General features: G+C 59.5%; 12 protein-coding genes, 1 pseudogene and 1 other annotated feature. Of the genes and pseudogenes, 7 read left to right on the top strand and 6 right to left on the bottom strand.

Annotated features, from left to right (window positions below; all coding sequences use genetic code 11):
- Nucleotides 1–3 precede the first annotated feature (3 nt).
- The 6 genes from DM806_RS02520 (at nucleotide 4) to DM806_RS02495 (ending at nucleotide 7,444) form a co-directional block, all read left to right on the top strand.
- Complete coding sequence (locus tag DM806_RS02520; protein ID WP_179041680.1) at nucleotides 4–1,176, top strand: glycerate kinase; 1,173 nt, start codon at nucleotides 4–6, stop codon at nucleotides 1,174–1,176.
- A 40-nt stretch (nucleotides 1,177–1,216) separates the two neighbouring features.
- Nucleotides 1,217–2,674, top strand: a complete 1,458-nt coding sequence (gene pyk / locus DM806_RS02515; RefSeq protein WP_179041679.1) for a pyruvate kinase — start codon at nucleotides 1,217–1,219, stop codon at nucleotides 2,672–2,674.
- A gap of 45 nt (nucleotides 2,675–2,719) precedes the next feature.
- Complete coding sequence (locus DM806_RS02510; protein WP_179041678.1) at nucleotides 2,720–3,886, top strand: sugar diacid recognition domain-containing protein; 1,167 nt, start codon at nucleotides 2,720–2,722, stop codon at nucleotides 3,884–3,886.
- A gap of 347 nt (nucleotides 3,887–4,233) precedes the next feature.
- Nucleotides 4,234–5,577 carry a carbohydrate porin gene (locus DM806_RS02505; RefSeq protein WP_179041677.1) on the top strand — a complete coding sequence of 448 codons (1,344 nt, stop codon included), beginning with the start codon at nucleotides 4,234–4,236 and terminating at the stop codon, nucleotides 5,575–5,577.
- Between the two features lie 204 nt (nucleotides 5,578–5,781).
- A protein-coding gene (locus DM806_RS02500; RefSeq protein ID WP_218647315.1) for an IS3 family transposase occupies nucleotides 5,782–6,956 on the top strand; the annotation gives its coding sequence in 2 pieces (ribosomal slippage) (nucleotides 5,782–6,016 and nucleotides 6,016–6,956; 1,176 coding nt in all).
- Nucleotides 6,009–6,125, top strand: a sequence feature (AL1L pseudoknot). (Overlaps the previous gene by 117 nt.)
- 173 nt (nucleotides 6,957–7,129) lie before the next feature.
- A complete protein-coding gene (locus tag DM806_RS02495) occupies nucleotides 7,130–7,444 on the top strand; it encodes a hypothetical protein (protein ID WP_179041676.1) in 315 nt (104 codons plus the stop codon).
- A gap of 151 nt (nucleotides 7,445–7,595) precedes the next feature.
- On the opposite strand, the gene DM806_RS02490 is transcribed toward DM806_RS02495, so the two are convergent.
- The 3 genes and pseudogenes from DM806_RS02490 to DM806_RS02480 form a co-directional block, all read right to left on the bottom strand.
- On the bottom strand, nucleotides 7,596–7,916 hold the full coding sequence (locus tag DM806_RS02490) for a 2Fe-2S iron-sulfur cluster-binding protein (protein WP_372859194.1): 321 nt from the start codon (nucleotides 7,914–7,916) through the stop codon (nucleotides 7,596–7,598).
- A gap of 150 nt (nucleotides 7,917–8,066) precedes the next feature.
- Nucleotides 8,067–8,448, bottom strand: a pseudogene (locus DM806_RS02485) (alcohol dehydrogenase catalytic domain-containing protein); the annotation flags it as partial.
- A 42-nt stretch (nucleotides 8,449–8,490) separates the two neighbouring features.
- The gene (locus DM806_RS02480) at nucleotides 8,491–9,720 is read right to left on the bottom strand and encodes a cytochrome P450 (protein ID WP_218647314.1); all 1,230 of its coding nucleotides are present in this window, start codon (nucleotides 9,718–9,720) and stop codon (nucleotides 8,491–8,493) included.
- A gap of 58 nt (nucleotides 9,721–9,778) precedes the next feature.
- Here DM806_RS02480 and DM806_RS02475 point away from each other — a divergent pair, with 58 nt between their 5' ends.
- Nucleotides 9,779–10,705 carry a LysR family transcriptional regulator gene (locus DM806_RS02475; protein ID WP_218647313.1) on the top strand — a complete coding sequence of 309 codons (927 nt, stop codon included), beginning with the start codon at nucleotides 9,779–9,781 and terminating at the stop codon, nucleotides 10,703–10,705.
- A 42-nt stretch (nucleotides 10,706–10,747) separates the two neighbouring features.
- Here the strand turns inward: DM806_RS02475 and DM806_RS02470 are convergent, their stop codons facing one another.
- From DM806_RS02470 to DM806_RS02460, 3 genes are all read right to left on the bottom strand, one after another.
- On the bottom strand, nucleotides 10,748–11,278 hold the full coding sequence (locus tag DM806_RS02470; protein WP_179041712.1) for a cupin domain-containing protein: 531 nt from the start codon (nucleotides 11,276–11,278) through the stop codon (nucleotides 10,748–10,750).
- Between the two features lie 46 nt (nucleotides 11,279–11,324).
- A complete protein-coding gene (locus DM806_RS02465; protein WP_179041674.1) occupies nucleotides 11,325–12,479 on the bottom strand; it encodes an alcohol dehydrogenase catalytic domain-containing protein in 1,155 nt (384 codons plus the stop codon).
- Nucleotides 12,480–12,596: 117 nt separating this feature from the next.
- On the bottom strand, nucleotides 12,597–15,077 hold the full coding sequence (locus DM806_RS02460; protein WP_256869057.1) for a TonB-dependent receptor: 2,481 nt from the start codon (nucleotides 15,075–15,077) through the stop codon (nucleotides 12,597–12,599).
- Nucleotides 15,078–15,223: the final 146 nt, after the last annotated feature.

The raw sequence follows: 15,223 nt of genomic DNA, 5'->3' as shown, positions 1-15,223 counted from the left end.
CCCATGAAAATCGTAATAGCTCCGGATTCGTTCAAGGAAAGCCTCTCGGCACTGGACGTCGCCATTCATATCGAGGCAGGGTTTCGGGACGTCTTTCCAGCTTGGGACTATGTGAAGGTGCCGGTTGCAGATGGCGGCGAGGGCACGGTAGAGGCGCTGGTCGCCGCCACCCGGGGCCGGATCGTCAAGCAGACCGTCATAGGCCCATTGGGTGATCCCGTCGATGCTTTTTTTGGCATCAGCGGTGACGAAAAGACGGCGGTGATCGAAATGGCAGCGGCCAGCGGCCTGATGCTGCTGCCCATCGACCAGCGCGATCCGATGCGGACAACCACCTATGGCGTCGGCGAACTAATCCGGGCGGCGCTGGATTTGGGTGCACGCCATTTTATCATCGGTATCGGCGGCAGCGCCACCAATGATGGCGGCGCAGGCATGGCGCAGGCGTTGGGTGCCCAACTGCTGGATGCCGGGTGTCAACCGATCGACATAGGCGGCGGCGCTCTGTCAGCGCTTGCCCGGATCGATATGTCCGATCTTGATCCTCGCCTGGCCGAATGTGACATCGAGGTCGCCTGCGACGTTGACAATCCATTGGTCGGCCCGTCCGGGGCATCCGCGATATTCGGCCCGCAAAAGGGCGCGTCGCCGGTCATGGTGCGAACGCTGGACGATAATTTACGGCATTACGCGGCCAGGATCGAAGCTGATCTGGGGCTGTTGGTGGCCGACCTTCCAGGCGGTGGCGCAGCAGGCGGGCTCGGAGCAGCGATGGTCGCCTTTCTGGGGGCCAGACTGCGTCGCGGCGCCGACATCGTCACCGCTGCTGTAGGGCTGGACGCGATCGTCGCCGACGCCGATCTGGTCATCACTGGCGAAGGGCGCATCGATAGCCAGAGTATCCACGGCAAGACGCCGGTGGGCGTGGCCCGCGTCGCCAAACGGCACGGCAAGCCGGTGATCGGCATCGCCGGATGCCTGGGCACCGGTGCCGATCTGCTCCACGCCCATGGCATCGATGCGATGTTCAGCGTCGTTCATCAATCCTGCACGGTCGAACAGGCGTTGGCGGAGGCCGCCGCCAATGTTCGCGTCGCTGCTCGCAACATAGCCGCCGCCATCAGGATCGGCAGCGAGATGCACTCGGTCTCGACATGCCTGAATATCGCCGCCTGACCTTACCATCCTCGCCTCCCATTTTCCGGAGTATCGCGTCATGAACAGTCTCGCTCCCAGCCGATTCCGCCAGACCAAGATCGTTGCCACCCTTGGCCCCGCCACCTCGACACCCGCAAAAATCCGCGCACTGCATGACGGCGGGGCCAATGTCTTCCGCATGAATTTCAGCCATGGCAGTCACGCCGACCATGCGGCCCGCATTCAGTTGGTGCGCGAGATAGAGCGCGATACCGGACGGCCTATCGCGATCATGGCCGATCTTCAGGGGCCAAAATTGCGACTGGCGACCTTCGCGACCGGGGGCGTCGACTTGGTGCCAGGGCAGGCGTTTCGCCTTGATCTGTCGATGGCGCCGGGTGACGCCACCCGTGTCGGCATGCCGCATGCAGAAATCTTCGCTGCTCTCGAACCCGGTGCGGACCTGTTGCTGGACGATGGTCGAGTGCGCCTAACCGTCGTCGCGTGCAGTGCCGACCACGCCGATACCCGCGTCGTCAGTGGCAACCGCCTGTCCGACCGCAAAGGCGTGAACGTACCCGGCGTGGTCCTGCCCGTTTCGCCGCTGACGCCCAAGGATCTGGCCGACCTCGCCTTTGCCCTCGACCAAGGAGTCGACTGGGTCGCACTCAGCTTCGTTCAGCGCCCGAGTGACGTGGAAGAAGCCCGCGGGCTGATCGCAGGTCGGGCGGCGCTGCTCTCGAAGATGGAAAAGCCGCAGGCGATCGAGCATCTGGACGCCATCGTCGCTTTATCCGACGGCGTTATGGTGGCGCGTGGAGATTTGGGCGTCGAAGTCCCGCCGGAGGATGTTCCCTCAATCCAGAAGCGCATCATCCTGTCGGCCCGACGTGCGGGCAAGCCGGTGATCGTGGCGACACAGATGCTGGAATCCATGGTTACGGCTCCCGCGCCCACCCGCGCGGAAGCATCCGACGTGGCGACGGCGATTTTCGATGGCGCAGACGCGATCATGCTGTCGGCGGAAACCGCATCTGGCGCCTATCCACTGGAATCAGTCGCCATCATGGACCGGATCGCGCGCAAGGTGGAAAGCGACCCAATGTATCGCACGATGCTGGACAACCAGCATGCCAAGCCGGACGAAACGTCGGCTGACGCTATCGCCGCTGCTGCGCGGCAGGTGTCGGAAACGGTCGATGCCGCCGCGATCGTAACCTACACCTCATCCGGCGCCACTGCTCTGCGGGCGGCGCGCGAGCGCCCCGCCGCGCCGATCCTGTGCCTGACGCCATCAGTCGCCACGTCGCGGCGCATGGCCATGGCCTATGGCGTCCATGCGGTGGTGAGCCAGGATGTCCGCAATGTCGCCGACATGGTCTGTGAAGCCATGATCCAGGCACGTGCGCTCGATCTGGGCGACGATGGCGCGCAACTGGTGATTACCGCCGGCGAACCTTTTGGCAGACCGGGCACCACCAACCTGCTGCGGATCGCTCGGATCGAGGGTGTGACGGCGCAACCGCGCGCGGCGTGACGGCACCTTCTGTCCAGTCACCATCCGGTCGTGCTATAAGCGCCCATGCTGAAGCTTGACCGCATCCTTGCCCAATCCATTGTCGATCGATCGATGAAGATCATCGACGGCAATGTAAATGTGATGGACCAGAACGGCACAATCATCGCCAGCGGAGACCGCGACCGCATTGGACATATGCATGATGGCGCGCTCCTGGTCCTGTCGAAACAGGGGCGGGTCGATATCGACGAAGGCATGGCAGCGCAGTTGATGGGCGTGCGACCGGGCGTGAACCTGCCACTGATCGCGGATGGCCGTATCGTGGGCTGCGTCGGGCTGACCGGCGATCCGCGGGCGATCCATCAGCAGGCCGAACTGGTTCGGATGGCGGCGGAAACCATGCTTGAGCAGGCGGAACTCCTCCGCCTGCTGGCGCGCGACGCCCGTCTGCGCGAAGAAGTGACGCTGGGCCTGATCCGTGAAGGCGGGCCAACGTCAGCGGTCACTGGATGGGCCAAAAGGCTGGGCATAGCGCTCGATCTGCCGCGTGTGGCAGCAGTGATAGAAGTGGATGGCGGATCGCTGGCGCTGGATGCGATGCTGGTGGAACTGCAACGGCTGCACACGCTATTGGCAACGCCCGAACGCGGCAACCTTATCGCGGCGACATCGCTGAATGAGATCGTCGTATTGAAGCCTGCGCTCGACCATCGCGGATTGTGGGATGTGGACGAACAGCGTCGCCGCGCCCAACATCTTCTGGGACGGATGAAGGACAGCAGCCCCCTCCAGTTCCGGCTGGCGCTGGGACAATTTTTCCCGGAAGAGAACGGACTACAGCGCTCGTACGAGATTGCGCGCACGACCATGCGGGTGGGCAGGGTCCGGTGCGCGGCAGACACGCTCTATTGCTATCAAGATTACATGCTCCCCGTGCTGGTGGACGAATTGCGGCAGGATTGGCGCGCGCAGGAATTGCTCAAGCCCCTGCATGCTTTGTCCCAGGGCGAGCGGCGGGGGCAGCAATTGCTCAAGACGCTGCAGGCGTGGTTCAGCGTGGGCATGAAGCCAGCCGCCACCGCAAAGATACTGAACATCCACCGCAACAGCCTGGATTACCGCTTGCAGCGCATTCAGGACCTGTGCTGCGTCGATCTATCGGTCACAGAGGATTGCGTCCGCCTTTATCTCGCGCTGCAAATGATGGTTTCGGTCCCGAAAACATCATGAAGCGCGCGCGCCTATTTTCGGAGTATCGCACAAGATTTTATGGCCACTGACAGGAATATGGGGTGCTTGGCACGAAGATTTACACAGCAGCAATGTTTATTATCAAATGGTCAGCCAGCTTTTCCTGTCCGCTGCACCGGGCGCGATGGGCTGGTTGACTGGGCACTCTCAAGCGGTGCCACCCATTAAAGGGCAGATATGGCCTGGAGGAGAGCAGATGACCCAAGCACCCATCAGACGTCAATGTTCTCTTCCGTCAGATAGTCGGCAAAGCCCCGTCGTTATCTACAGCCTGTAGCGCAGCAATGGCCGCCTATGTGCGGCCTTATAGCCTTCCGAGAAAAATGATGATCATTATGATGGCGGCGGCGCTGATCGCCTTGCCGGCCGGTGAAGCCGTGCGTCCTGACAGTGCAAAGGCTGTCGAGCAACGGAATGGTCCGCCTGCGGAGGCGATGCCTCCGCCTCCGCCAGCCCCTCCCGCCGATCCGCATCTTCTGGGTGATTGGGTTGGTATCCGTTCGGCCCTGGCACGCCACGGGATCACGCCCAATATCCAATATGCCAGTGAATTTGCCGCCAATCTTTCGGGCGGCACATCGCGCGATGCCACCAACATCACGCAGTTGGCGCTGGGCTTTACCGCCGATCTTAAAAAGCTGACCCATGTCGTACCCGGCACGTTCCAGTTCACCGTCACAAAGCGCAGCGGACCGCGCCTGGATGATGAAGCGGGCCTTGGACTGCTGCAATTTTCACAGGAAGCATGGGGACGGGGCCGCATCTGGCGGCTGACGCAGGCTTGGTATCGCGTAAATATCGGCTCTCTCGATCTGAAGCTGGGTCGCATGGGCACGGGCGAGGATTTCCATTCCGCCCGCTGCGATTTTGAAAGCCTGTATTTTTGCGCGGCTGGAACAGGTCAGGTACTTCCCCAATATTGGTATAATTATCCCGTCAGCACATGGGCGGCGCGTCTTCGCTATGACATAAGGCCGGATCTCTATGTTCAAACCGGCGTTTATCAGGTCAATCCGCGCAATATCGATGTGAACGGCGGTGGCTTTTATCTGGGCTTCAACAGTGGCACGGGCGTCCTTCTGCCGAGCGAAATAGGCTACAGCCCCAAGCTGTTCGGGCGACTGGTCGGCACTTACAAGATTGGCTTTCTCTACAGCAACGCGCCCCAGCCCGATTTAATTCGAGACGTCGATGGCGGCATCCGCAGCAGGACGGGGCGACCAGCGCTGATGCGTACCAGTCAGTGGGCGGTGTTCGGCAATATTCGACAGCAGATCGTCGCGCCCCGCACTGATGGATCCCATGGTCTGACCGCCTTTTTCAACGGCATCTGGGCTAGCCAGGGCACGGCAACCGTCGAAAGCAAATTCGTGGTCGGCCTCCATTACAGCGGACCATTTGCGGGACGTCCAAAGGATGAAGTCGCCTTCGCCATTGGTAAGGGGCGCCTGAATGACCGGCTGACCGACCTGCAGAGACAGTTGCGAGCAGACGGGCTATCGACAGCACCGATCCGGCAGAGCGAATATACGGCGGAACTTTATTATGGGTTCAGCGTGCTGCCGGGTGTCGTCATGCGCCCCAACGTGCAGCTTACGCTCAATCCTGGCGGCAACAGCCGCCGATCAGCTGTCGCCATCTTAGGGTTTAAAACCGTTGCGAGTTTTTAAGGGCTAAAGGAAGGGCCCTGCACGAAAAGCGAGCGGGATCGATAGTGCACCCCTGCCAACTGGCAATCACATTTGGCGCTCTTTTCAGTGGTCGAACTGAACTGCGCCGGGTTTGCCGGAGGCTCCAACTTCTGAGTAAGTGGAGCCGATATGAGCAAAACGACGAACTAGTTTGCACCTGAGGTTCGCACACGGGCGGTGCGCATGGTGCTGGATCACGAAGCAGATCATCCCTCTCGCTGGGCGGCGATGATTTCTATCGCCGAGAAGATCGGGTGCTCGGCGCACACGCTGAACGAGTGGGTAAAGAAGGCGGAGATGGACAGCGGCAAGCGCGCTGGCGTGCCTACCGACATGGCTGATCGCCTGAAGGCGCTGGAGCGTGAGAACCGGGAGTTGCGCCAGGCCAACGAGATATTACGGAAGGCGAGCGCATATTTTGCCCAGGCGGAGCTCGACCGCCCGTTCAAACGATGACGGCCTTCATAGACGAGCATCGCGCTGAATATGGGGTCGAGCCGATTTGCAGGGTTCTGCCAATTGCCCCATCCACCTATCATGAGCGCGTCGCACAGCGACGTGATCCGGAGCGACTGTCAGATCGTGTCCGGCGCGATCAGGATCTGAAGCCAGAGGTGGTCCGGGTCTTTGCCGAGAATTTCGGGGTGTACGGCGTGCGCAAGGTCTGGCGGCAGATGAACCGCGAGGGCTTTGCTGTTGACCGTTGTACTATCGCGCGTCTGATGCGCGATCTGGGTTTACAGGGGGTGATCCGGGGCAAGCCCGTGCGCACCACGATCAGCAACAAGGCTGCTCCGTGCCCGCTCGATCATGTGAACCGGCAGTTCCATGCACCGGCGCCGAACATGCTCTGGGTGTCGGACTTCACCTACGTCGCGACGTGGGCGGGCTTCGTTTATGTCGCCTTCGTGATCGATGTCTATGCTCGCTACATTGTGGGCTGGCGGGTCAGCAGGACTGCGCATGCCGGCTTCGTGCTGGACGCACTGGAACAGGCTATCCACGAACGACGTCCTGTCCATCGGGGTGGTCTCATCCATCACAGCGACCGCGGATCGCAATACGTGTCGATCCGATACTCGGAGCGGCTTGCCGAAGCCGGGATCGAGCCATCGGTTGGCAGCGTCGGCGACAGCTATGACAATGCTTTGGCTGAGACGATCAACGGCCTTTATAAGGCCGAGGTGATACATCGGCGAGGACCATGGCGGTCCTTTGAAGCCGTGGAATATGCCACGCTCGAATGGGTGGACTGGTTTAACAACCGGCGCCTGCTCGAGCCCATCGGCAATATCCCGCCAGCTGAAGCTGAGGAACTGTACTACGCCATGCTGGACGACGTCCCCATGGCTGCGTAACTTAAACCAAATAGCCTCCGGCAAACCCGGCGCAGTTCAAACCGCTGCGATATCATCATTCAGATGAGAGGTGAAAATCGATGCAGCTTATTGATCGAATTGCGACGGCGCAAAGAGCCGGGGACGATGAATTCTTCATCATCCACTATGATTAGAGTCGTTGGATCATTAATGTGCGTTGCGCTGGTTTCTGGACACCTGCGATTGTCGACCGCTATTTTACGTTGCTGAGAAATCGTGTAGGTTCCGAACATGCACGCGGTCAACCCATCCGTGCCCATATCGCTAAGCGTGGCGCGCCGGTCCATTCGCAAGAGACGATGCGCCGGGTTCAAGAATTGTTTAATAAATTCTGCTTTTCTGGAGACAAGGTAGCCGCCATCGTCGATACAAGTTTAACAAAAATGCAATTTATCCGTACATATTCCGAAGAAATATGCCGTCCATTTTTATCGGAGACAGCAGCCTTGGCGTGGCTTTCTGTCTGATATTTTATTTCATAGGATCGAATTTACAATTCTGGTGCATCTTTGCATTAAAAAGGTCCGCCGGTTGGGTGAGTGACTTGCTATGTTTTTTGAGAAGCACGACCCGCGCGCACCATCTCGCCGGCTACGTTGAGCTATGGGTTTGAAATCCTCAACCTTCCGGAGCGATGATAACCATTGTGCCGTCCAGGCTTTGAGTGATCGGGATTTGACACGACAATCGGGATAATGGCGCGCGATGTTCGCTGCTGCTGAGAAGATCATCTTCATCCGCGCTGACCGGGGCTAGTCTGGCGCCTTCGGGGGCGTAGAGATAGACGTGACATGTCCCGCAAGAACAACTTCCGCCGCACATCGCGAGAAACTGTTCAAAGCCGTTATCGCGAATGACCTCCATGAGCGAAAGACCAGTGTCTGCCGCAATCTTGCGTTCGCTCCCGTCGCGATCAGTGATCACAATATCAACCATCATTAATCCTCTTGCGCGAGATAGGCTACATGTCAGTATAAATGCTCCGCGATGAAACAATAGATCTGATAATATTGCTCAATAGATCACGGTGGCTCAGAATATTTCACTGAAATGCATCATGTCGAAAACCTGGTTTGCCTTGTCCAGCGACTTGTAAATCAAGCGCGTCTTGTTGTCGGGCATCAGGCCCTTGCGCTGTGCTGCGCGGTTCGCTTTGCACAGATTTGTCTTGGCGCTGAGGCAGGACTTGCACTGACAGCATTCCGGCGTATGGAGCGGGATAACCTGGTCACTTGGCATGATACTCGGCCTCGATGCTAACCTCGCACACGATACTGGCACCCTTATGGCCCAGCACGCTTGGGAACAGTCCCTCGCTGTCGAGGCCATCGAGCGTGTAGGCATCTGTGTGGCAAATGTCAGTCGCCATGATCTCGACAGGCACCTCGCCGGACCTCGGACCTTCTAGGCCTAGTTCCACGATTTCGAGGGGCTTTCTCGCCTCGAAGGCGACGGCTGCGCGGGTTTTCATGATGTTAGTTCCTTAAGGGGATGCGGCGATCACGCCTCAACCCTAAACAGTCCACTGGGCAGGAAGACTGGTAGGGCCGCGAAACACCCATCCGCGCACCGGCACCGTTTCGGAATCCACGAGGCGCAAGGCCGACAATCGCGAAAAAATCCGGGGGCCGGCAATGCCGCCGACCAGCGTGCGCGCGACCCAGCTTCCTGCGCAAAAATGCGGACCGGATCCAAAGGCGAGGTTCTTTACCTTGGGGCGGGACAAATCGAACCGATCCGGATCGACAAACCGCTCCGGCTCACGATTTGCGGCCGCGACCGACAGTCCGATGAGCGCCCCGCGCGGCAGTGTCACGCCGCCGATACTGGCATCCCGGGTCAGCTTTCGTGGATACATGCCGATCGGAGATATCCAGCGGACGGCCTCGTCGAAGGCCGCAGGCCAAAGTGCAGGATCGGACAGCAGCCGATCCCGCTGGACCGGATCGCTCAGAACGCCCAGCAGGAGCGAGAGCAGCGAATCTCTCGGTTCGTTGAACCCGCCGCCGACCGCGACTTTCGCGTTGCCATGTATTTCCTCCCGGCTAAGACCGGCGCGCGACATAGAGCCAAGGATCGAATCCTCAGGCGGTCCGCCAGCCTGATTTAAGCTTAGATCGACAGCACGCTCAATCTCGCGACCTGCGGCCAGCGCCCGGAGGCGAGGCTCGCTGTCCTGCGAATAATTGCTGCTCCCATCCATCATGGCCTGCGACCAGCGGGCTATGGTTTGCCACTCGAGGTCGACAAATCCGATAACCTCAATCAAGGCCCTGCCTGCGATCGGTTCCGCGACGGCGCTGAACAGGTCGGCCTGGCCGAGAGGCTCAACTTCGTTAAGGATATCATCGACAATCGCTTCAAGGCGTGGCGCCCAGCAGCGCTTGGCTGTGCCCGGTCGGAGCGCGGGGTCGATCGCCTGACGCTCGCGGCGATGATCGTGCCCATCCTTGCGCATCAGATTGGCACCGAACAGCTGCACCACGTTCGATTCCGGAATCCGCGACGAAAAGGTCTCCGGATCCCGCTCGATGGCGATGATGTCGTCGAAATGGGTGACGAGGCACAGCCCGGTTGCAGCGATGCGTACGACCGATCCCATTTCACGGGCACGGGCATAGATGGGGTAGGGGTCCTCCATGAGATCGCCCATTATAATGTCGTCGATTGCGGGTAATCCGTCCGCCCAGTCGTCCTGATGCATGAATTTTTTCTCCTGAAGCGATGAATATTCGGTCGGCATCAATCGATAAATGCTATCGTCTCAATAGAAGCGATTTAATAATTAGATGGAGAGGGATGTGCTGGACAAACTGGATCTGGGTACGTTGAGAACCCTAGCCGCCATTCACGATGCGGCCTCCTTCACCGGTGCGGCAGAGCGGCTTGGTGTCGAACAGTCGACCGTCAGCTACCGTATCAAGGCGCTACGCCGCGTCTTTGGTGATCCTCTGTTCGTTCGCGCAGGCAACAGCATCGTCGCGACGCCGCGTTGTGTCGATCTGGTCGCGACATTGCGACCGATGCTCATCGCGATGGAACAGGCTCTGACGCCAGGTGACTTCTGTCCAGGCAACGCGCAGGGACAGGTGGTCATTTCGTGCAATTTCCACGAACGGCGCGCCCTCATTCCCGACGCCCTGCGCCGGATCCGGGAGAACGCACCGGGGCTGAGGATCGAATTGCATGAAGCGGCGGTAGAAGGGCGGCGGCAGCTCAGCGAGGGACTGGCCGACATCGTGCTTGGCCCGATGAATATGGACGGCGAGTCATTCTACCGGCGGCGGCTGTTCACCGATCGCTACGTCTGCGTCATGGATCCGGCCAATCCGTTGGCCACCGCTGCGTTCACCGTTCAGGACTACAGGGATGCACAGCATCTTGTGGTAACGCATAACGGGCGCTGGGAAGCGCTGTTCGTTCCACTGTTACGGGCTCAGGGCGTTTCCCTGATGCCCACGGTTTCCGTCCCCAGTCACGACAGCATCGAACGGTTGCTTGTGGGAAGCAGGCTGGTGGCGTCCATTCCCGAACGCCTTGCGCGCCAGCTCGAAGGCGGGCTCATAATCCGTCCGTTCCCGATCGACGTACCGATCGAGATCAATATGTCCTGGACCGATCGCACGCATCATTCTGGCGTCCATGTCTGGGTTCGTCAGCTGTTATGGGAGACGGCGCGCCAGCTACGCGTATCGATACAGGATCAGGAGGCCGTGAGGGATGCGTGATCCGGACCGGACGAGGGCAGGCACAACCGATTTCGGTGCGTATCAGTCGGGTTGGTGGGTCAGCATGACGAACGACAGGGTCGCGGGTGTATGGCCAGGGTTCCTCCACGCATGACGCACGCCATGCTGGACAACCGTGTCTCCTGCGACGAGCGTTACGCACTGCCCCTCGTCCAGCTCGAGCACGATCCGTCCGGCAATGACGGTGACATAGTCGAGTGTAGGCGTGCGATGCATGCCTGGGGATTGCGGTTCGAACGTATCCGCAATACCGGGTGCCGCTTCCAGATGCTCCTGACCCGCTGCCACAGGATCGAAGTCCGCAGACCCCATCACCGAGTCGGGCGGAAAGGTCACGACGAGGAAGGTCGCTCCGCCTGGAGGCGCCAGAAGGCTCGTGCGTTCCAGAAGCGCGTCGGATCGCTGCTCTGCGGTGGTCGCGCCTACCGCCATCCAGATAGGTGACGAAACAAAGCCCGGCGTATGGCACAGCACTCGCTCGCGCGGTGGCGAGCCGTCGCTCGTCACGCGGGATTTGCCGGTCTCGTCCACCCTCGTCACGATGCGTCTCATTGGTCTCAATCCTCCTTGTGCATGGCGCGCACGATATCCGCAGCCATCAGGGATGAATGGTGAAGTTGGAGAAGCCGCCGTGACGCTGCCCGATGCCGGAGATCGCCTGATTGACGTCAGCCAGTGGCGTCGCCTGTGTTTCGAGGATCGAGAAGTCTACGATGCCCGCGCCGACCATGTCCGCCATTTCCTGGCCTTCATGGGTGGTGAACCATGCCGAGCCGTGGAGGTGCTGGTTGCGATCCATCATGGTGTGCACGTCGATCGGCACGGGCCCCATCACTGCACCAATATTGATGGCGATGCCGCCCCGTCGCAGCGCTGCGATGCCCTGGAGAAATGCATCGTGCCCAGCGCCCGGGCCATTGCAATCGATGAAGGCATCCACGCCCTCGCCGCATTCCGTATGCGTTCGCGCCCAATCGTCGATGGGACCGTCATGGATCGAGAAGGTCTCGATACGGCCCGGAGACAGGGCCTTGATCTCGTCAAGAAGCGCACGATCGCGTGCGGTCCCCAGAATCTTCTTCGCGCCCATCGCCAGCCCAAATAGGGCGCATGCGATACCGAGTGTGCCCGAGATGCCGTTCACGAGAATGGTGTCGGTCGGCCCGACATGCGCCTTTTTCAGGGCCGAGTAGCCCGTGCCCATATAGCCGAGCCGCGCCGCCTGATCGAAGGACATGCAATCTGGCAACTGGACGATGGAGGATGCCGGCGCTGCGATATATTCACCCATCCCACCGCTGGCATAATCGCCATATGTCTGGAGGGCATGCTCGCTGAAACCGAAATAGCCCTGGAACGCGTAGTGTTGGCACGACAGACCATCACCGCGCCGACAATGGCGGCAGGATCCGCATGAGCGTCCCGGATTGACGTAAACACGATCGCCGGGCCGGATGCGATGTACATGAGTGCCCACTGCCACCACTTCACCCGCAGGGTCGAGCCCGAAGATTGCGGGCAGGGGCGGAAGCGGCATATGAGGGAACCAGGTCGTCCAGTTCGCAAGGATGTTGCCAAGGTTGGGGACGATCCCGCAGGAGCGGACCCGCACCAGGACATCCATCGATCCGAGGGTAGGGGTAGGAACCCTTTCCAGAATGAGCGGACCGCCGACTTCGTGCATTCGGGCTGCCGTCATCATATCAGGCACTTCGACGTGGCCATTGGCGGCCTCCGCAAGCAATCCGGTCATCACCTCTCCCTTCTTTCATGGTCGTCCGGAATTTTTCACCGGATCGCCCGTTTTTATTTTCAGTCTATAGCGTCCCGAAGGCAATGGAGCGCGCACAAAGTCGCGTTCCACTTTGGGTCAGAAACGGTAGCCCAGCGTCAGGCCATAGCTCGCCGGTGGTCCATAGGAAACGAACTGCGCGCCGATAACAGCGGTGTTGTCGAACCCGATCTGGCCATAGCGTTCGTCGGTTACATTCTTGCCATAGGCCGTGATGCTTATGCCGCGCTGCTTGTCTTCCCAGGTCGCAGACAGGTTGACCAATGTCCGGCCCGCGAAACGCTGCGAGGCAAAGTTGCGGATATTATTATAGATGGCACCAGCATAATTCGCCGTAGCATTGAAGGAAAGCGTGCCACCCAGCACAGTGTCCGGCACGGTGTAATCAATTGTGCCCGTAACCTGGGTGCGGGGTGAATATGGCGGCCGGACGGTCCGGAACACGCCTGGCGCAATGGCGAAGTTGGGAATGCGTGCATGTTGATAGGCGAAGCTTGCGCCGAGCCGAAGACCGGTCGCGACATTCAGCGATGCATCGACATCAGCGCCGTAGACTTGTGCGTCGACGTTGCGGACCACTCCGGACGCGGTGCTGAACACGAACGCCTGATAATCCTTATAGTCATAGTAAAAGCCCGAACCGGCCAGCTGGAAGGGGCCGTGAGACCATTTGGCGCCTCCCTCATAGCTCAATAGCGTCTCTGGCTTATAGGCAATGTTGGCGACCGGCACGATATCGGCGGGGCTGAAGGTCAGCGGCGCATTATAATTGCCGGCCTTCACACCACGGTTGACTCCCGCGTAGAGGAGAAGTCCAGCGGCGGGCCTGAATTCGATTTGCGCCTTGCCGGTCCACAGATTGAAAGTCCTGCGGTCATCATAATCCGGCTGGAAGGACGGGGCGGTCACGATATCGCTGATTTGATAGGAATCCTGGTTCAACGCGTTGAATTCGCGGTAGCTGTTGGTCTGATTCTCGTGGATATATCGGGCGCCCATGATGATCGTCCAGCGGTCGGCGAAGCTGTATTCGGCCTGCCCAAAGGCTGAGATAGACCGAGAGCGAAACCGCAATTGCGTGTTCAGCTGGTTGCCGACAATGGCCAGGATCGGCCTGCCCGACGCCATCGCCGAAAGGTTCGCGAGCGCGGATCCGGGCGGTTCGATCACGCCCTGAAGCGCGTTGACGCGATTATCGAGATAGAACAATCCAGTTTGCCAGTTCAGGCGATCTGTCTTTCCGGCGATCCTAAACTCTTCCGACCATGCCGTCGTGTCCGAACGATCGCCAAAAGCAATGGTGTCATTGGGTGTCCCGTCGCTCAGATAGAAGTTCTTGAAATATTTCTGGTACGACGTGATCGAACTGATTTCGACACCACCCAGATCATAGGAGATGTGCGCGGCATAGATTTGCGCTTCGGTCCGATTGAGATCGCTCCGCGCATAGGCTGAGGACAGCTGAAGCTTGTCCGGATCGACCGGAACATAGCCATAGAAATTGCCACCTGCAGCCGGACGTGACAGCACGCCGTTGAGGACGGGGACGATCACTGCAGGGCCGGTATAATTGGCGCCGCCGGGACCGATTGCGAGCCGTGTTTCGGTCGATGAGACACGATCCTGGCCGATAATTCTGTCCTGGGAATCGACCGTGGCGATGGTCGCTTCGCTCGAATAGGGTGCCGTGGACTGATGGCTGTTCGCGTAATTGGCCGTCAGGCGGATGCTGAGCGCAGCCGTCGGCTCGATCAGCAATTGCCCGCGCAGCGCTACGTTGCGGCCACCGCCGACATCTTCTCCGCTCGGGGACACGGTAGCGCCATTCGGTGCGAACGATGTGATGACGCGACTGCCCGCCGCGCCTGCTGGATAGACATTCTTCCAGAAATTATCGATCCGCGAATAGAGCGCTGAGCCGCGAAAGGCGGCATTGGTTCCAAGAGGGATGTTGAGCGCCCCCTGAGCATTTACTTCATTGAAGCGCGCATAGGTCACGCGCCCATATCCTTCAAACGTTTCGAGTTTTGGCTTCGCCACAATGTTGTGCACTAGTCCGCCGGTCGCGTTTCGGCCGAACAGCGTACCTTGAGGGCCCTTCAATATCTCTACTCGATCAATATCGAGCAAGGATAGTGTCTGCCCCTGCGATGCCGTGACATAGACATCGTCCACATAAAAGGCGACCGGGTTCTCGATCGTATCGAGATAGTCGGACTGGGTGACACCGCGGATCGTATATTGCTGGCTCTGGCCCCCAAAGGCGCCCGCGACATAGACGCCGGGCACGATTTGAGCGATGTCGATAGCTGATGTCACGCCCTGCTTTGCCAGATCATTCCCCGAGAACTGGCTGATTGCCATGCCCACGTCCTGGAGCCTCTGAGATCGACGGTTTGCCGTGACGATGATATCGGCGATGGAACCGGATGAAGCGGGCCTGGTTGCTGAAGGTGGCGCATCCGCCGACGCTGGTTGTTGCGCAAATGCCGGACCGCTCAGCACACTGACGAAAAGCGCGCCGATGCCCGCGCTGCCCAAAAGCTTCGTATGAACCATTTGGCTCTCCCCTCCATATTTTTTTCGTAACCCACCATAATGCGATTAACGTCACCGCTGCAAGTTAATTTCGTAATTATGGAACGGGGTCATATTTTTAAAGAAAACGCCACACAACTGCCGTTTTTGAGGCCAAAAATTTGGCT

It is taken from the genome of Sphingobium lactosutens, from assembly GCF_013393185.1.
Taxonomy (GTDB): domain Bacteria; phylum Pseudomonadota; class Alphaproteobacteria; order Sphingomonadales; family Sphingomonadaceae; genus Sphingobium; species Sphingobium lactosutens_A.
This window is presented reverse-complemented; position numbering and strand designations above follow the sequence as displayed.

Excerpts from the sequence above, each read along its gene's own strand:
- DM806_RS02520 (WP_179041680.1), top strand. The coding sequence starts at position 4 with ATGAAAATCGTAATAGCTCCGGATTCGTTCAAGGAAAGCCTCTCGGCA.
- pyk (WP_179041679.1), top strand. The coding sequence starts at position 1,217 with ATGAACAGTCTCGCTCCCAGCCGATTCCGCCAGACCAAGATCGTTGCC.
- DM806_RS02510 (WP_179041678.1), top strand. The coding sequence starts at position 2,720 with ATGCTGAAGCTTGACCGCATCCTTGCCCAATCCATTGTCGATCGATCG.
- DM806_RS02505 (WP_179041677.1), top strand. The coding sequence starts at position 4,234 with ATGATCATTATGATGGCGGCGGCGCTGATCGCCTTGCCGGCCGGTGAA.
- DM806_RS02490 (WP_372859194.1), bottom strand. The coding sequence starts at position 7,916 with ATGATGGTTGATATTGTGATCACTGATCGCGACGGGAGCGAACGCAAG.
- DM806_RS02480 (WP_218647314.1), bottom strand. The coding sequence starts at position 9,720 with ATGCCGACCGAATATTCATCGCTTCAGGAGAAAAAATTCATGCATCAG.
- DM806_RS02470 (WP_179041712.1), bottom strand. The coding sequence starts at position 11,278 with ATGAGACGCATCGTGACGAGGGTGGACGAGACCGGCAAATCCCGCGTG.
- DM806_RS02465 (WP_179041674.1), bottom strand. The coding sequence starts at position 12,479 with ATGACCGGATTGCTTGCGGAGGCCGCCAATGGCCACGTCGAAGTGCCT.
- DM806_RS02460 (WP_256869057.1), bottom strand. The coding sequence starts at position 15,077 with ATGGTTCATACGAAGCTTTTGGGCAGCGCGGGCATCGGCGCGCTTTTC.